At 61.6% G+C, this 16,834-nt stretch carries 13 protein-coding genes and 1 pseudogene; 6 read left to right on the top strand and 8 right to left on the bottom strand.

Annotated features, from left to right (window positions below):
• Nucleotides 1-73: 73 nt before the first annotated feature.
• The 4 genes from ACT9T4_RS14260 (at nucleotide 74) to ACT9T4_RS14245 (ending at nucleotide 5,346) form a co-directional block, all read left to right on the top strand.
• Entirely contained in the window at nucleotides 74-2,542 is a 2,469-nt protein-coding gene (locus ACT9T4_RS14260; protein ID WP_499117560.1) for a PAS domain-containing hybrid sensor histidine kinase/response regulator, read from the top strand.
• A gap of 75 nt (nucleotides 2,543-2,617) precedes the next feature.
• Nucleotides 2,618-3,505 (top strand): LysR family transcriptional regulator, encoded by an 888-nt coding sequence (locus tag ACT9T4_RS14255; protein WP_499117558.1) that lies wholly within the window; start codon nucleotides 2,618-2,620, stop codon nucleotides 3,503-3,505.
• 92 nt (nucleotides 3,506-3,597) lie between these two features.
• Nucleotides 3,598-4,413 (top strand): alpha/beta fold hydrolase, encoded by an 816-nt coding sequence (locus tag ACT9T4_RS14250; protein WP_042552202.1) that lies wholly within the window; start codon nucleotides 3,598-3,600, stop codon nucleotides 4,411-4,413.
• A 6-nt stretch (nucleotides 4,414-4,419) separates the two neighbouring features.
• Nucleotides 4,420-5,346: a DMT family transporter gene (locus ACT9T4_RS14245; protein ID WP_179537695.1), complete on the top strand. Its 927-nt coding sequence runs from the start codon at nucleotides 4,420-4,422 to the stop codon at nucleotides 5,344-5,346.
• Between the two features lie 30 nt (nucleotides 5,347-5,376).
• Here ACT9T4_RS14245 and ACT9T4_RS14240 read toward each other — a convergent pair whose 3' ends face one another.
• The 6 genes and pseudogenes from ACT9T4_RS14240 to ACT9T4_RS14215 form a co-directional block, all read right to left on the bottom strand.
• Entirely contained in the window at nucleotides 5,377-5,763 is a 387-nt protein-coding gene (locus tag ACT9T4_RS14240) for an NUDIX hydrolase (RefSeq protein WP_042552204.1), read from the bottom strand.
• A gap of 295 nt (nucleotides 5,764-6,058) precedes the next feature.
• The gene (locus ACT9T4_RS14235; protein WP_042552205.1) at nucleotides 6,059-6,460 is read right to left on the bottom strand and encodes a DoxX family protein; all 402 of its coding nucleotides are present in this window, start codon (nucleotides 6,458-6,460) and stop codon (nucleotides 6,059-6,061) included.
• Nucleotides 6,461-6,741: 281 nt separating this feature from the next.
• A complete protein-coding gene (locus ACT9T4_RS14230; protein WP_042552206.1) occupies nucleotides 6,742-6,963 on the bottom strand; it encodes a hypothetical protein in 222 nt (73 codons plus the stop codon).
• A 209-nt stretch (nucleotides 6,964-7,172) separates the two neighbouring features.
• Nucleotides 7,173-7,334: pseudogene (locus ACT9T4_RS14225) on the bottom strand (con-10 family general stress protein); the annotation flags it as partial.
• A gap of 534 nt (nucleotides 7,335-7,868) precedes the next feature.
• A complete protein-coding gene (locus ACT9T4_RS14220; protein ID WP_499117554.1) occupies nucleotides 7,869-10,412 on the bottom strand; it encodes a PAS domain-containing protein in 2,544 nt (847 codons plus the stop codon).
• A gap of 187 nt (nucleotides 10,413-10,599) precedes the next feature.
• Nucleotides 10,600-11,385 (bottom strand): substrate-binding periplasmic protein, encoded by a 786-nt coding sequence (locus ACT9T4_RS14215; RefSeq protein ID WP_499117552.1) that lies wholly within the window; start codon nucleotides 11,383-11,385, stop codon nucleotides 10,600-10,602.
• A 263-nt stretch (nucleotides 11,386-11,648) separates the two neighbouring features.
• On the opposite strand from ACT9T4_RS14215, the gene ACT9T4_RS14210 reads away from it, so the two are divergent.
• Nucleotides 11,649-13,457: a sensor domain-containing phosphodiesterase gene (locus ACT9T4_RS14210; protein WP_042552210.1), complete on the top strand. Its 1,809-nt coding sequence runs from the start codon at nucleotides 11,649-11,651 to the stop codon at nucleotides 13,455-13,457.
• A gap of 94 nt (nucleotides 13,458-13,551) precedes the next feature.
• Nucleotides 13,552-14,178, top strand: coding sequence for a LysE family translocator (locus ACT9T4_RS14205; RefSeq protein WP_499117550.1), 627 nt, complete (start codon nucleotides 13,552-13,554; stop codon nucleotides 14,176-14,178).
• Between the two features lie 99 nt (nucleotides 14,179-14,277).
• On the opposite strand, the gene ACT9T4_RS14200 is transcribed toward ACT9T4_RS14205, so the two are convergent.
• Nucleotides 14,278-15,744 carry an alanine/glycine:cation symporter family protein gene (locus tag ACT9T4_RS14200; RefSeq protein WP_042552212.1) on the bottom strand — a complete coding sequence of 489 codons (1,467 nt, stop codon included), beginning with the start codon at nucleotides 15,742-15,744 and terminating at the stop codon, nucleotides 14,278-14,280.
• Between the two features lie 283 nt (nucleotides 15,745-16,027).
• Nucleotides 16,028-16,486 carry a GNAT family N-acetyltransferase gene (locus tag ACT9T4_RS14195; RefSeq protein WP_499117547.1) on the bottom strand — a complete coding sequence of 153 codons (459 nt, stop codon included), beginning with the start codon at nucleotides 16,484-16,486 and terminating at the stop codon, nucleotides 16,028-16,030.
• Nucleotides 16,487-16,834: the final 348 nt, after the last annotated feature.

Genomic DNA, 16,834 nt, shown 5'->3' with positions numbered 1-16,834 from the left:
GGCAAAAAGTAGCGAGACAGGATTCAATGGCGCTTCGCTCTGCTCCCATTTCCCTGCCTGCTCGGTTCCTATCGTGATATCTGATGACGCCGAAGCGCTTCGGCAGCGGCTGCAAGCACTCGAAGACGAAAACGCTCAACTGAAAGCCAGCTTGGCTGCATCGCGAGGCGAAGGCCTGGCTGCGGACCGCGAGATGCAGTTTCAGAAGATCTTCGAGCAGGCGCCTGCGGCGATGGCCGTGCTGCGAGGCGAGCAGCTGCGCTTCGAACACATCAATCCGGCTTATCAGCGGGTGCTGGGCCTGGGCGATGTGACCGGCAGGCCGGTACGTGAGGTGCTCGCCGGGCGCATCGAGCGACGTTTCATCGAACTTATGGAGGAGGCCTACCGGCGCGGTCGCCCGGTGCGGGCACGGAATTTCCAGATACCCGGTAAAGACGGCTATCAACTGGACTTCCTCTACCTGCCGCAGTTCGATGTCCATGGGCAGGTCGATGGCATCTTCGTCCAGGAAATCGACATCGCCGAGCAGCGTCGTGTCGAGAACGCGTTCGCTCAAGAGCGCGAGCGCTACGAATTTCTGTTCAACACCATGGATGAAGGCTTCTGCGTCATCGAGTTCTTCGATGGTCCCCATGGGCCGCTCAGCGACTACATCCATATCGAGGCCAACCCGGCCTATGCCGAACACGCGGGTATCCGCAACGTGGTCGGCCAGAAATTGCGCGAGATGGTCGGCGAAGAGGCGGACAGCTGGGTCGCACGCTACGGCCATGTGCTGCACACCGGCGAGTCGATTCGCTTCGAGCAGGAGCTGATCGCCACGGGCCGCCACCTGGAAATCAGTGCCTTTCGTGTCGGGCCCGCCAGTCGCAAGCAGGTTGCGGTGCTGTTTCAGGACATCACCCAGCGCAAGCAGGCCGAGGCCTCGCTGCGCCAGCTCAACGAAACCCTGGAGCTGCGTGTGCGCGATGCCAACGAGGCGCGTCGGGTGCTGGCCGGGGTGGTGGATGGCGCCGATGCACTGATCTTCATCATGGGCTTCGATTACCGCTGGATCGCCATCAACGGCTCGGGCATGCGCGAGTTCGAGCAGGTCTTCGGCGTTTGCCCGCAGATCGGCGACAGCATGAAGGACAACCTCGCCGATCAGCCCGAGAACCTGGCTGCCGTGCTCGCGCCCTGGGAGCGTGCGCTGGCCGGTGAAGAGTTCGATGTGGTGGTGCCCGTCGAGGCCGCAGAAGGTACCCGCCATTACGAAATGCATTTCAGCCGTTTGAACGACAGCGATGGCCGCCAGATCGGCGCCTACCAGTTCGTCTACGACATCACCGAGCGCCTGCGCGAGCAAGAGCGCCTGAGCGTGGTGGAAGATGCACTGCGCCAGTCGCAGAAGATGGAGGCGGTCGGGCAGTTGACCGGCGGCATCGCCCACGACTTCAACAACCTGCTGACCAGTATCAGTGGTTCCCTGGAATTGCTGCAGATGCGCCTCAGCCAGGGCCGCCTGAGCGATGTCGAGCGCTACGTCAGCGCCGCGCAGAGTGCCTCACGGCGCGCCTCGGCGCTGACCCACCGGCTGCTGGCTTTCTCGCGCCGGCAGACACTCGACCCCAAACCGACCAACGTCAATCGTCTGGTGGTCGGCATGGAGGAACTGATACGGCGCAGCGTGGGGCCGCACATCACCACCGAAGTGGCGCTGGCCGCGGGCCTGTGGTCGAGCTTCATCGACGGGCCGCAGTTGGAAAACGCGTTGCTCAACCTGTGTCTCAACGCCCGTGATGCCATGCCCAATGGCGGCCGCCTGACCATCGAAACCGGCAACAAGTGGATCGACGAGTACGCCTCCCGTGGGCGCAACGTGCCGCCGGGCCAGTACCTGTCGCTGTGCGTCACCGATACCGGTACCGGTACCGGCATGAGCGAAGACGTGATCGAACGCGCCTTCGAGCCATTCTTCACCACCAAGCCGATGGGCGAGGGCACCGGCCTCGGGCTGTCGATGGTGTACGGTTTCGTACGCCAATCCGGCGGGCAGGTGTGCATCTATTCCGAAGTCGGCCAGGGCACCACCATGTGCCTGTATCTGCCGCGTTACTACGACAGCGACGAAGAAGAGACCGAGCCTACCAGCCAGTCGAGCAGCCCGCGCACCGACTCGCGGGAAACCGTCATGGTGGTCGATGACGAGCCGGCCATCCGCATGCTGGTCATCGAGGTGCTCGAGGAGCTGGGCTACACCACGCTCGAAGCCGGCGACGGTGCTGCGGGCCTGAAGATTCTGCAATCCGATGTGCGCATCGATCTGCTGGTGACGGATGTCGGCCTGCCCGGTGGCATGAACGGTCGGCAACTGGCTGACCTGGCGCGCGTCGAGCGGCCGGAGCTCAAGGTGCTGTTCATCACCGGCTATGCGGAGAACTCGGTGATCGGCAACGGCCACCTGGCCCCCGGCATGCGCCTGCTGACCAAGCCCTTCACCATGGAGGCGGTGGCCAACCGCATCCACGAGATGATCGCGGGCGACAGGTTGGGCTGAGGCTACCTGCACGTTCCTTCCATAGGTATATTGGTCGATAACCAGATACCTATACGTTTTAGCTATGGAAGGGCAATGATCAACTTTCGCCTGATCAGGCACCTCTGGCTGTTCCAGGCGGTCGCCGAGGAGCAGAGCTTCAGCCACGCCGCCAAGCGCCTGGGCATGTCCCAGCCGCCCTTGACCGAGCAGATCCAGACGCTCGAACACGCACTGAAGGTCAAGCTGTTCGAGCGCTCGCGCCGGGGTGTCACGCTGACGCCGGCCGGTGCAGCCATTCTGCCGGCCGTACGCAAGTTCGCCGATCAGCTCGAACGCCTCGAACTGGCGGTGCTCGAAGCGGTATCCGGCCAGGCTGGGGTGCTGACCATCGGCGCCATCACCGCGGCGATGACCGACGTGCTGCCGCCATTGATCGAGCGCTTCAAGCTCGATCATCCACAGATCACCGTGGCCGTCAGGGAAATCGACAGTGCCGAAGCCATCCCCGCCCTCGAAGCCGGTGATATCGATCTGGCCTTCGCGCGCCTGGAGGGCAATCTGGGCGCCTCTATCCGTTGTCTGCCGCTGACCGAAGAACGCCTGGCGGTTGCCGTGCCTCGTGATCATCCGCTTGCCACACGACAGCGGCTGAGCTTCGCCAGTCTGGCGGACGAGCCGCTGGTGATGTCGTCCCGGCAGGTCAGCCCCAGCTACTTCGATCACCTGATCGGCGCCTGCAAGGCCAATGGCCTCAACCCTCGGGTGTTGCACGAGGTGCGTTCGGTGGCGTCGCAGATCGCCTTCGTCAGTTGTGGTCAGGGGCTGGCGCTGGTTCCCGCATCGACCCGCAAGCTGGTGCCCGACAACGTGGTGCTGAAGCCGCTGACGCCCAAGCTAAGCGTGGTCACCACCGCGGTGGTGTGGAGTAGGGTGCGCAGCAACCCTCTGGTGGATGCCTTGCTGGAGCAAATCCAGCCATAGGTTGCGGCTATGGCTGGCTTACCGGCTTCGGAATTTACAGATGGCTGACGCCGAGACACAGTGGCGCCTGCGTCCATCAGCGGAGTCCTCTCTTGTCCACGTTCCATCCCCTCACTCAGGCCCAGGTGCCCTTGAGCATCGACGGCGTCGACCTGGGTGTCGCTGCTCTTCACCGCAGCGGTGAAAAAGCGCCCATCGTCTTTCTGCACGGCTTCGGCTCCACCAAGGAGGACTACGCCGATATCGTGCTTCAGCCGCGTTTCAATGGGCACGCGCTGCTCGCTTACGATGCACCGGGTTGCGGTGAAAGTACCTGCTCGGACCTGTCGCGACTGTCGATTCCCTTGCTGGTGCAGAGCGCTGTGGCGATGCTCGAGCATTTCGCTATCGAGCGTTTCCATCTGGTGGGGCATTCCATGGGTGGGCTGACGGGGTTGATGCTGGCGCATCGGTATCCACAGCGGGTGCTGAGCTTCGTCGATATCGAGGGCAACATCGCGCCGGAAGACTGCTTTCTCAGCCGGCAGATTCACGATTACCCGCACGAGGATGCCGAAGGTTTCTTCACCGACTTCATCGAACGCACCCGCCGTGCCCCGGCCTACGCCAGCGCGCTGTATGCCGCCAGCCTGCGCCACAAGGTACGGGCCGGGGCGGTGCGGGGGATCTTCGAATCGATGGTCGAGCTGTCTGATCAGGGGCAACTGATGGATAAATTCCTTGGCTTGCCGCTGCCGAAGATGTTCATGTACGGCGACCAGAACGCCTCGTTGTCGTACCTGGCGCATATCCAGCGCCACGGCGTGGTGCTGGCGCAGATCCCCGATTGCGGGCACTTCCCGATGTACTCCAACCCGCAGGTGATGTGGGCGCGGATTGCCCATCTGCAAGGCCTTGCTGCCGATTGAGCGACGATGAACCCACTGTACAGCTTCTATTCCCGCAGCCTGGCCAACGGCAGCCTGTTCGCCGTCCTGGCAGCAGCGGGGTTCAGCCTCAAGGCGATCTTCGTGAAATTGTCCTACGCGGCAGGCAGCGTCGATGCGCTCGGCCTGTTGGCCATGCGCATGGGCCTTTCACTGCCGCTGTTCTTGCTGCTCGGCTGGTTGAGCCGCCGGGAAGGGCGTAGCGCACTCACGGTTCAGGACACGCTGCGGGTCCTGTGGCTGGGGCTGGTCGGCTACTACCTGTCCAGCCTGTTCGACTTCTATGGCCTGGAGTACATCAGTGCCGGGCTCGAACGGTTGATTCTCTTCACCTACCCGACGCTCGTTCTGCTGTTCCAGATGATCGCCCTGCGGGAGCGCCCGACCCGCCGCACGTTGCTGGCATCGGCCATCTGTTATGCAGGGCTGGGCGTTGCGTTCATCCATGATATTGGCACGGTTGGCTTCAGTGTGGAGGTCATCAAGGGCGTGGCCTGGGTGTTCGCCAGTGCCGTGACCTACGCACTGTATTACCTGGGCGCTGGCCTGATGGTCGGTCGTCTGGGTTCCATGCGCCTGGCCGCGCTGGCTGGCAGTACCTCGGCGGTGATGGTGCTGGTGCATTTCAGCATCAGTTCCGACGCGGCCGCGCTGGCCGAACTGCCGGTGGCGATATGGGGCTATGCGGCGCTGATGGCGCTGCTATCGACGGTCCTGCCAATCTACTGGATGGCGCTGGCCATTCAGCGCCTCGGTGCGACGCAGACCGCGGCGATCGGCAATCTGGGGCCTTTGTTGACGGTGCTGGTGTCCTGGGCTGTGTTGAGCGAGGCGATTTCGCTCTACCAGCTAGCGGGTTTGGCCCTGGTGCTGTTCGGCGTGTCCCAGCTCAAGTCGTCTCAGGCCGCCAGGTGATCGCCGGCAGCGCTTGCTGAACGCAGGTGATCAAGCCTGCTGCGGGCGGCCTTCGGCGAAATACAGTTCGAGCAGTTTGCGCGAGGGTTTCTTGACGTCCTTGTCCAGGTCGACCGAGGAGAACCAGCGGCAGTCGGCGATCTCGTTCTGCGGCCTGGCGTCCAGGGCCTCTGGCACCGTTACGCGGAAGACATGGTGGGGGCGGCTGTCGAACTCGTGCAGGGCGAGGAACTCCAGCGCCTGGCTATCCAGCCCGGTTTCTTCGAACAGCTCGCGAAGCGCCGCTTCCGCCGGCCGCTCGTTCGCTTCGATCTTGCCGCCCGGCAGTGTCCATTTTTCTTCGGCCTTGCGCACCAGCAGAACCTTGCCGTGTTGCTGGCAGATGACGGTAGCGCGATGTTTGGCGGATTTGATCATGGGTATTCCAGACTTCGTGTGCGGTGTTCATACAGGGCGTCGAAACGCCAGAAAGTTCGGACTGTTTATGCAGCCTACTCTTTAATTGCATGCGTGGGATAACCGCATGGCAGACAGCTGCGACGATGATTTCAGAAATGTCGTCACAGGCGCGTCGAGTGCATCACGCTCGGTGCCTGCCAGTGTCGAGAATTGTGCGCTGCAGCCATTGCGGTGAGCAGTAAGAGCAACAAGAGCAGCGAGGCGGCCGCACGGCCAGCCCAGCAGTGAAGACCGCGGCGGGCAGGATGCCGCGTCACTGGAAGGGCAGGTGCCTGCCCAGGGCAAAGCGACCCGGACCACCGATCGCCAGTGTGGTGAAGACGATTGCCAGCAGCCAGGCGAACTGGCCCTCGGCCAGGCTCCATTGGGGATGTACCAGTGCCAGGGAGACCAGCAGCACCGCGAGGATCGGCAGGCTGGCGAGTCGGGTGAAGGGACCGAAGATGATCAGCAGCGGGCACACGACCTCGGCGAATAGCGCCAGGGCAAGGGTGATGACCGGTCCGAGGCCCAGCGGGTCTTCGATCGAGCCGAGTTCTGCCTGCATGTTCGTCAGCTTCGGCAGGCCGTGTACTGCCAGCAATAGCAGGCTGCCAGAGACCCGCAGAAAGAGCAGAGCCCAATCGCTGGGTACCTTGATCGGAGTAGGGAGCATCGCGAACCTCCACGCAAAAGGAGCTGTCACTCTGAGCTGCGCAGTGGTCGGCGTCTTGTATGGCTGTGCGCTTTCTCTACGGACTCGCCTTCCTTGCGATTGACCGGTTGTCTGGTGGCTCTGTCGATGCGTTATATGAAACCATTTTACGTACGAATAAGTAGGTATTGTTTTTCATGAGCGATGATATCCAGAACAACGCTGTTGTTTATGCGGAACGGCAGGCTTTCAACGCTTCATGGTTTGCTTGAAACCATGAAGCTGGAAAATAGAGAGGCGGCTTACATGGCGCGTATTTCGAGTGATGTATCGACTTCGTGGATTTCCAGAGCATCTTTGTTTTCAAAGCAGGGGGTGCCGGTGATGGTGAGCGATTCCATTGTCAGTGGATTGGTGAGCTCGATTGTCAGCAGGAAGGGTGATTCAGTTGGTCGTTGTTCAACGATCGGGTTGAAGAAGTTGTAAAGTGCGTAGATTGCGTCCAAGCAGAGTGTCTTGATCATTTTGTTTATTCTTCGGTTACGGGAGCGATAGGGATTGTTCAGGCCGAGTGGCCTGTATATGAAACTTGCACGTTGACTCGGTAGTGCGCGTGGCGATACGGCAGCTGACTCCATGGCCGGTCAAGCCAGAATGGCAGGCTTTGGGTTGGCCTGGGGCGAATCGGCTCCAGAGGCTAGGCCCGCATGTGGTGGGCCGTTGCCGCCCTCAACTAGGAGGAGCGTTTACCACCGCCGCCATGGCTGTTCTGGCCACCCTTGCGGCCTGCTTCCGCTGCCTTCTCACGATCATTGGCAAAGTTGCCGCCACTTTGCTGACCGCCCTTACGGCCTGCCTCTGACGCTTTGGCGCGGTCATTGGCAAAGTTTCCAGGATTGCTGTTAGCCATTTTTGTATCTCCTGATGAGTGGGTGTACGAGGGGTTCGCCCTCCCGTGTACTAAGCAACTTTCCAGCGCTTCGTTCTAGCGAAATCTTTTATATAAGACGGACGGTATAGTCGTGCTGAAGTATTGACTTCTTGCAGTCGGCTAAGTGCTCTACCGCACTGACTAAACCCGCTGGAAGGGGCTTTGAAGTGTGCCTCTTCACGCGGGGAAGACTGTTTTCATGGAGGAAAAATACGGGTGTAGAAAAGTTCGATTTTTTGACGCCGGTATTGAGACTCGTGTCTGGTTTTTTACAGCTTTTTTATTCGATGGACAAAAAAACAGCGCCAACTTATTTGCGTGGTCGTGCACTGTTTCGGATGCGTTCAGGTGTAAGTAAACGACAGGCAGGGTGCCAATAGTCGCTCGCTCCCACTGCCCTTGCGTCAGGTTGCGAAAGGGCAGGCCCGTCCAGCGGTTGCAGCGCATGGGCCGTCCGCAAAGCCAGCAAGCGCCGATACCGTTTTCGGTCAGGTTCGATCAATCAGGGGGGGAGGCACCTTTGGCATTGACGAGCTGCGCCAGGCGGATGGCGATGTCGCGACGGCGGAAGGGTTTGGCCAGCACCTCGAAGTCGCTGATCTGCGTCGGAGTCAGGCTGGCGTAACCGGTGATGATCAACACAGGCAGGTCAGGCATGCTCTGTATCAGTTCCTGAGCGAGCTGTGCGCCTGTCTTGTTCGCCATGACGTGATCGGTCACCAGCACGTCAGGTTTCAACCCGCCCTCGATCAGTTTCAGCGCTGCGGCAGCCGAACAGGTCTCCGTCACCTCGTAGCCGAGATCATGCAGGTGCAGGCTGGTGGTGTCGCGCACCAGGTTCTCGTCATCCACCAGCAGAACGTGGGTGGGGCGTGGCGCCCTTGGCGCGTCTTCCTCGGTCGAACTGGTGTCGCGGGTAGCCGGGGTATCGGCGATTGGCAACCACAGGCTCACGCGCGTGCCCTGGCCCACCTGCGAGACGATATCGAATCCGCCTCCTGACTGTACGAGCAGGCCCTGTACCATGGGCAGGCCAAGGCCTGTGCCCTTGCCGACATCCTTGGTGGAGTAGAAGGGCTCGATGCAGCGGCGCAGGGTTTCCTCGTCCATCCCGCTGCCGCTGTCTTCCACCCGCAAATGCACGTACTGGCCGGCACTCAGGCTCTCCACGGTGCCGTCGGCCAGTGCGTCGAGCTCGGCGGTTATTTTCAGCCGGCCGCCGTCGAGCATGGCGTCGCGGGCATTGACCGTCAGGTTGAGAATGGCCAGTTCCAGTTGATGCGGGTCGATGAAGACGGTCGGCATCTCGGCAGGAATATCGATGCACACCTCGGTAGCCGGTCCGAGCGAGCGTTGGATCAGGTCGCGCATTTCGCCGATCACCGTTGCGAGGCTGACCGCCTGGGGCTTGAGCGTTTGTCGGCGCGCGAAGGTAAGCAGCCGTTCCACCAGAATGCGCGCACGATCGGCTGCCTGCAGGGCGCCATCCACCAGTTTGCTGGCGCGCTCGTCCGGCACCCGACGACGAATCAGCTCCAGGGACGCCATGATGGGCGTCAGCAGGTTGTTGAAGTCGTGAGCGAAGCCGCCGGTAAGCTGGCCGACCAGTTCCATCTTGTGCGCTTCGTGGAGCTGTGCGATGGCCGCTTCACGTTGCGCAACCATATCGGCTACATGGTCTTCCAGGCCCTCGTTCAAGGCGCGCAGCTCCGCTTCGGCTCGCATGCGCTCACTGATATCCACACAGACGCAGATGGTTCCGGTGACGTTACGCTGCTCGTCCAGCAGCGGTGTGATGTGGTTCTGTGTCCACACGGTCGTGCCGTCGGGACGATTGTGCGGACGGGTGCTCTCGAACTGCTGCCCGCGCCGCAGGCTGCGCTCGCAGGCAGAAGCGACGCGGGAGGTTTCACCTGACTGGCCGAGGTCGTACAGACCCTGGCCGAGCAATTCTTCGCGGCTGCGGCCGACGATTTCGCAGTAACGGTCATTGACCCGAACCAGTGCCCAGGCGTCGTCGCACACGGCAATACCCGCGCTGGCCTGGTCGAACATGGCCGACAATTGTGCCGAGCTGGCGCGCAATGCGGCTTCGGCCTGGGCGCGGGTAATCCAGGCCCAGGCCAGTTTTGCGGTTTCTTCGGCCAGTTGTGCTTCGTGATCGGTGCATCCGTGGCCGTACTCGTGCTCGATCACCAGTACGGCTTCGAGCGCGTGATGAAGCACCACTGGAACGTGCAGCGCAGCTTGCTGGTTTTCATCGCCTGGGCGCAGCAGGGGCTGGCCCGAGCGTAGAAGATCGATTTCCGATGCTTCGTAATGCTCGCCGCCTGAGGCACCATCGTGCTGGGTGGGGTAGCGCTGTTTGACGGCGAACGTCGTGCCATCACCCTGATTTTTCGCGAAGAATACCCGCGCAGCCTTCAGTTCGTCGGTGAGCCTGCGCAGGACGAGTGCTTCCACGCTGTCGGGGTCGTTGATCGACGGCAACGCCTGCCCGAGTTCGAGCAGAAACGTCTGGCGGCGCTCGAACTGCACGCGCTCGGTGGTCTCACTGACGATACACAGCACGCCACCGACCGAACCATCCGCCTCGCGCACCGCCGAGTAGGACACGTCGAAATAGACCGTCTCGCCACGGCCGTGGCGCTCGATGTAGAAGGGGCGGTCCTTGGCTGCGAAGGTTTCGCCGGTTTCGCGCACCCCGCGCAGCAAAGGCTCGAGGTCATCCCACAGCTCTGTCCAGCTTTCCACGGCCGGCCGGCCCAGTGCGCGCGGGTGCTTGTCGCCAATGGTGGGGGCATAGGCATCGTTGTACAGGGCGATGTAGTCGGGCCCCCACAGCAATGCGATCTGCGCCTTTACCGGAAGTACGGTGGCCATGAGCGTCTTGAGGCTCGGCGACCACTGGGCAGGAGAGCCGAGTGGCGAGTTCATGCCATTGCCGCTTTGCAGCAATTCGCCGATTTTCCCGCCGCTGGCCAGGAAGTCGAAGCGCTCGATTGCGCTGTCTCGGGGTGCGGTCTTGGTCAACTGATCCATATCATCAAGGCGAGCACTGTAATTGAGGGGCGAGGCGCTTCAGGCCTCGCCTTTAAGAGGTGTGAAGCGCTATTTACGTTCCACTGGTTTTTGACGTTTGTGACGTCATGCCGCCCCGGCGTGTCAGTGCCGCCTGGCGCTCGTCTGCGGGGAGCTGGAGAGGTGCGCCTCGCTCGGCGTCACGGCACTATCGGTCTGCGCTTTTCTTGGCGGGTTTTGCGGTCTGGTTGACCAGGTAACTGCGGCGAATGCGTTCGACTTCGCCGCTGCGGACCAGCCCCTCCAGAGCGGTATTGAGCTCAGGTAGTCGATCGGCGTGCTGCCTTTGCAGTTTGATCACCAGGGGTGCTTCGCTGAGTTTGGCACCGCGGGCGAAGCGTCCAGGCTCGAGATGGCGCGTGGAGAGCAGGTCGGTGAATACATCGTCTACCACTGCAATGGCGTCCACCCGGCCAAGCATCAGCAGATCCAGCAACGCAGGCTCGCGTGAGGTTTCCACTTTCATCAGCCGTTTGTCTCTGAGTGGAGCATCCAGAGTCTGGTAGGTGTAGCCCCGCACGATGCCAATGCGCAGGCCCTGCAATTCACCGAGTGACAATTGCAGCGCCGGGTGGTCTTTTAGGAAGTACAGGTATTCGCGAACGTGCAGATAGGGCTGCGAATACACGAAGCGTTCGCTGGCATTCGCCGAATTCCACTGTGGTGAGTCGGCGTAATTGAGATCCAGGTGGCCTTCGTCGAGCAGCAGATTGAGACGGTTGGCGGGGTAGAACACGAATTCGACCTGCAAGCCGCTCTGCTTCATGACCTTGCGAACGATGTCCACGGCAATGCCGGTGGCCTGTCCATCGGCATCTTCAAAGCTGTAAGGGTGCCACTGTGCGCCGCCACCCAGCAGGGTTTGCGCCGAGCTCGCGCTGCACCATAGCGCGATCAGCAGAGCGTAGCTGTGCAGCACGCGGCAACGTCTCATGGAAACCTCATGACATCCCTGTTGATAGGGCACCAGTTTAAACCAGCAGCATGGCGGATTGATGTCGACTGGACGGCGATATGCGGTGATTCTGCGGGGATCATGCCTTGTTGGCTCAATGCGTATGGTTCCTAACCGCCAAACGGTCAGAAACTTTTAGGCAACTCTCTGCTCGTGGTGATGTCATTTCGTTATCATCTGCCGTGTCATCTGTGTCACGTGGAACCCGGCCCCGTTTTTAGCGACAAGTGAGAGAAAGAACGATGTTGGCGCCCAACCCACCCCTTCCGTTGAATGAGTTGAGCCGGCAGGCACTGCTCGATGAGCATCCGTGCCTCCTCGAACAGAGCGCCGACCCATTTCTCGACGAAGTGGTGAAGATGGCGGCGATGTACTTCAAGACGCCCATCTCGCTGATCACCATTCTCGACCGCAAGCGTCAGTGGTTCCGCGCCCGCGTGGGTACCGAGCTGCAGGAAACGCCGCGCAGCGATTCGTTCTGCGCCTACAGCGTGGCGATCGGTGAGAGCGTCGAGGTGTGCGACGCCACGCTCGACCCACGTTTTCGCTGCAATCCGCTGGTCACCGGCGATCCTGGCATTCGCTATTACGCTGGCGTACCCCTGGCCCTGGATAACGGCATCATCCTTGGCAACCTGTGCGTGATCGACACCGAGCCGCGGCAGCCGATGTCGGCGGGCGACATGGCCATGCTGCAGCAAATGGGGCGCCTGGCCATGAGTCGTCTCAATGAATTGCGTATAGCCGCTTTCACCGATGGCGCCACCGGGCTGTTCAACCACGCCAAGCTGGATGAAGACATCTCCGATGCGCTGAGCAAGGGCGATAGCCCGTTGGCCCTGGCCATCGAGCTGGTTTCGCCAGCGCAGTTGAACGACATGCTCAAATCCCTGGGCTTCCGCTTCCTCACCGACTTCACCCTGGCGGTCAGGGACACCCTGCGTGCCTTGCTGCCCCACGGCTGGGAGCTCTACAAGATCAGCGCGCTGCGTTTTGCCTGCAGCGTGCCGGCCAGCCAGCAGGAGCAGGCCGAGGCCGTGTTCCGGCAACTGGTTGACGCGTTCAGCAAACCCATTCACTGCCAGGGCCTACCGGTGCTGCCGCAGATCGGCGTGGGCGTGCTGCGCCTCAGTGCAGACGAGCTGCCGGCTGACTGGATGCGTCTGATCGTCTGTGCGGCTGACGAGGCGCGCACTTCGGGCCGTGGCTGGGCCTACTACGACCACCAGATGGATGTCGCCCAGCAACGCAGTACCCGTTTGCTCAATGACCTGGCCGACGCGGTGCGCGCCGACGACCAACTGCGCCTGGTGTACCAGCCGCGTGTCGACCTGCATAGCGGCGCCTGCATGTCCGTCGAAGCGTTGCTGCGCTGGACGCATCCGACGCTGGGCGAGATCGGCCCTGCCGAATTCATTCCCTTGGCCGAGAAGACCGTGCTGATCCACGCTGTCAGTTTCTGGGTCATCAACCAGGCGATCACGCAGATCATCACCTGGCGCCAGAGCGGTCTCGATCTCAAGGTCGCCATCAATGTCTCCGCTGCTGATCTCAATAACGATCACCTGGCCGACGAGATTATCCGTCTGCTGGCCCGCCACGAACTGAACGGTTCCTGCCTGGAAGTGGAATTCACCGAGAGCGCGCTGGTCGGGGATCTCTCGGTAGTGATTTCGCAGCTCGAACGTCTCAAGGCGATTGGTGTGGACATCGCCATCGACGACTTCGGCAGCGGCTACAGCAACTGGTCCTACCTGCGCGATATCCCGGCCGACACGGTGAAGCTCGATCGTTCGTTCATGGATGACCTGCGCCCCGGTCAGAAGGACTGGAACATCGTTCGCGCACTGATCAGCCTGGCCACGGAACTGGATCAGCGGGTGGTCGCGGAAGGCATCGAAACCGAGCAAACGCTGCAGATCCTGCGTGAGTGGGGGTGCCAGGAGGCCCAGGGCTACTTTATCTCTCGCCCATTGGAAGCGCCGGCGTTGGTTGCCTGGCTGAATGCGAAAGCGGGTGTTCGTGTCAGCGAGCAGGGAATCGTGATTTGAAGCGCGAGGCCTTGATTGCCCCCCAGGGGAGTGGGGTTTTCAGGTGTGCAAGCTGATAGCATCGACAGGCGCCGCCCAATAACGAGCTCCCGCCATGGCACTCCACCTCTGGTTCACCTTCTTCCTGGCCTATCTGGCCACCACGCTGACGCCTGGGCCGAACGTGCTGCTGGTGGTGCGCAATGCGCTGCGCCATGGGCCGGCGGCCATGGGGGTGACGCTGGTCGGCAACCTGACGGCCCAATTGCTCGTCACTACCGGCGTTGCCCTGGGCGTCGGTGCGCTACTGGTTGCCATGCCCACGGCGTTTCTGGCCCTGAAGATCGTCGGTGCCGGCTACCTGATCTACCTGGGGGCACGCCAACTGCTCAGCCGCAGTGCGGGCACCCATGCGCTGACGGTCGCGCACCACAGCCCCGTAGCGAAATGGCGCATCACCGGCGAGGCGTTTCTGGTGTCGGTCAGCAACCCCAAATCGATGATCTTTCTCTGTGCCTTCCTGCCGCAGTTTCTGCAGGCGGATCGTTCCGTGCCGGTGCAATTCGCAGTCATGTACCTGACCATCGCCGCGGTCGTGGTCAGCGTGCATTCGGTGTACTGCTACACCGCGTTTCGCTTCAGCAAACGCCTCGGTGCTGCGTATTGGGTCGCAGCGATCAAGCGTTTGAGCGGGGCGCTGTTTATCGGGCTTGGGGTTCGCCTGCTCTCGGTTCGGGCGTAGCAAGCGCGCGTTCACGTGGGCTGGAAAGCAGAACGCCGACCCTTTCAGGTCGGCGTTCTTTATTGCCAGGCCAAATGATCAGCCTGCTTGGTGCAACATCTAATTTTTCAGCGCTTTATCCGCAGGCTGGCTGTAGGTTTCGGCGCAACTGATGTGATCGCTGCCGTCCCAGCACTCGACGTTCTTCAGGTCCGGCATGTCGTCACGGTGGAACACCGGCTCCACACCTTTGCGGCGCTGTGCGTTGTAGTGGCTGAGCAGACGGGCAGCGATACCGGCCAGCGGCACGATGGCGACCAGGTTGGTCAGTGCCAGCAACGGCATGAACACATCGGCCATCGCCCAGACCACCGACACCTTCGCCACCGAACCGATCAGCACGAAGGCCATCACCAGCACGCGAAACAGGTTCAGGCACAGCTTGCTGCCGAATATGTACTGGATGTTCGACTCGCCGTAATAGTAATTGCCGATCACCGAGGTGAAGGCGAACAGCAGAATGGCGAAGGTCAGGTAATGAATCGCCCAGCTGCCGAGCTGCTCGGCCAGCGCCCATTGCGTCAGGCTGGCACCCAGGGCGGCATCACCGTAGGCATGGCCCGGGTCGGCCAGGAGGATGATCAGCGCCGTCATGGTGCAGATGACCAGGGTGTCGAAGTACACGCCCAGGGTCTGCACCAGGCCCTGTTTGACCGGGTGCGAGACCGATGCCGTGGCGCTGGCATTGGGCACCGAGCCCATGCCCGCTTCGTTGGAGAACAGGCCACGGCGCACGCCCATCATGATCGCCGCGCCGATGCCGCCACCGGCAATCTCGCGCCAGCCAAAGGCGTGGGCGACGATATCGGCGAATACGGCTGGCACGTCGCCGATGTTGAGGACGATCACCACCAGGCCGATGCCCAGGTACATCACCGCCATCACTGGCACCACGGTCACCGAGACCTTGGAAATGGTCTGCACGCCGCCGAAGATGATCACCCCGGTGAGCAGCGTGAGCGCGATACCGACGCCCCAGGCCAGCGTCTGACTGCCGCCTTCGCCGCCGAACGACGTCTGCATGGCATCGACGATGGAGTTGGCCTGCACCGAGTTGAACACCAGCCCATACGTGATGCTGATCATCACCGCGAACACCACCGCCAGCCAGCGCCAGCCCAGCGCGCGCTGGATGTAGTAGGCCGGGCCACCGTGGTAGCGGTACTGCTTGTCCGACTTGTACAACTGCCCCAGGGTCGACTCCACGAACGATGTCGCGCCGCCTACCAGGGCTACCATCCACATCCAGAACACCGCACCCGGCCCACCGAGGGCGATCGCCGTGGCCACCCCGGCGATATTGCCGGTGCCGACCCGCGACGCGGCGGAAATGGTGAAAGCCTTGAAGGAGGAGATCGCCTCCTTGTCGCCGTGGTTACGTTCGAGAATGACCCGAAACATCTCGGGGATCATCCGCAGCTGCACGCCACGGCACACGTAAGTCAGATAGACGCCGCTGAGCAGCAGCATGGGAATGGCAAGGTAAGTCCAGAGCAGGCCGGAGAAGGCATCGAGCAACGCAGACACAGGCGTCTTCCTTTGGTCGTCTTATTCGAAAGGGCGCGAGGATAGGCCAATACGCCCAAATTCCCAAACCCGATGCCGCTGACGGCAGGCCGATAAGCCCCTTTCCCTTACCCGCAGCGGTACTGCTTAGGGCCGGGAAGGGCGCGATGGTTCAGGTAAACGAAGCGGCGAGGGAGGGGCGTATCCGCTGTGGAGAGCGCTTTATGCGATGAGGTGGTGGACAAGCTTCGCGTTGTCCACCCTACGAAAGTGGGGCGAAGCGGCCTCTGCCTGCAATCGAGCTTTACTGAGCAACCAGCACCTTGTCGAGCAACTCGTAACCCGCTCTGTCGGCGTAGCCTCGGCTGCGGTAGAACCTGCGTGCGGGCTCGTTATCCCGTGACAGTTGCAGCGCGATATTGGTGTAGCCCCGGCGTGCGAACTCGGACTCGGCGACGGTCAGCAGCTCTGCCCCGACTCCGCTTCCGCGCTGTGATGACAGCACGAAGAATTCGTCGATCTCTGCGGTGAGCCCGAGGTATTCGAGGCTGAATACCTGAACGGCGAGCAGATAACCCACTGCGGCACCGTCCACCCGTGCAATCCAGCCAGCCCCCAACTCCGGGGTGGATAGCAGGCGAGTGAGCTGGATGGCGACGCGGGTCTGATCGAAGCCGGTAATGCCCTCGAAGTCCCAATAGCTGGCTACCAGGGTGAGCAGGGCCGGCACGTCGTTGGGCGTCGCTTGCTGTATGCGCGTCATGTTCTGGATCAACCTGCTGACTGTGGCACGTGAGACCTCAGGCGAAATACGGCATGACAGGTGTCACTTGCGCTTTTTTCGCCCACGGTCTGGATATCGGCAGGATGATAGCTTCGTATGGACGTAGTACGCACTCTGCCGGGTAGGTTGGTTGGATCGTGACGAGTGCTACCTCGTGCAGTCGATGGCTCCCAAACTGACGGCAGATCCAGGCTCAGGGAATCAGCTTGGCTTCGCGCAGGTGCTCGAATACGGCGAAGAAGGCATCTTCGCTGGCCTGATAATCGAGGAAGCCCAGCTTACGGCTTTTGTGATCGTTCCCACGCTCTGCGTGGTAATGCATTGGTG

The sequence above is a fragment of the Pseudomonas sp. SZ40 genome, assembly GCF_052958135.1.
The sequence above is the reverse complement of the archived record's forward strand: the minus strand, read 5'-3'. Positions and strand labels throughout refer to the sequence as shown.

Excerpts from the sequence above, each read along its gene's own strand:
- ACT9T4_RS14215 (WP_499117552.1), bottom strand. The coding sequence starts at position 11,385 with ATGAGACGTTGCCGCGTGCTGCACAGCTACGCTCTGCTGATCGCGCTA.
- ACT9T4_RS14210 (WP_042552210.1), top strand. The coding sequence starts at position 11,649 with ATGTTGGCGCCCAACCCACCCCTTCCGTTGAATGAGTTGAGCCGGCAG.
- ACT9T4_RS14195 (WP_499117547.1), bottom strand. The coding sequence starts at position 16,486 with ATGACGCGCATACAGCAAGCGACGCCCAACGACGTGCCGGCCCTGCTC.
- ACT9T4_RS14240 (WP_042552204.1), bottom strand. The coding sequence starts at position 5,763 with ATGATCAAATCCGCCAAACATCGCGCTACCGTCATCTGCCAGCAACAC.
- ACT9T4_RS14235 (WP_042552205.1), bottom strand. The coding sequence starts at position 6,460 with ATGCTCCCTACTCCGATCAAGGTACCCAGCGATTGGGCTCTGCTCTTT.
- ACT9T4_RS14230 (WP_042552206.1), bottom strand. The coding sequence starts at position 6,963 with ATGATCAAGACACTCTGCTTGGACGCAATCTACGCACTTTACAACTTC.
- ACT9T4_RS14205 (WP_499117550.1), top strand. The coding sequence starts at position 13,552 with ATGGCACTCCACCTCTGGTTCACCTTCTTCCTGGCCTATCTGGCCACC.
- ACT9T4_RS14220 (WP_499117554.1), bottom strand. The coding sequence starts at position 10,412 with ATGGATCAGTTGACCAAGACCGCACCCCGAGACAGCGCAATCGAGCGC.
- ACT9T4_RS14245 (WP_179537695.1), top strand. The coding sequence starts at position 4,420 with ATGAACCCACTGTACAGCTTCTATTCCCGCAGCCTGGCCAACGGCAGC.
- ACT9T4_RS14255 (WP_499117558.1), top strand. The coding sequence starts at position 2,618 with ATGATCAACTTTCGCCTGATCAGGCACCTCTGGCTGTTCCAGGCGGTC.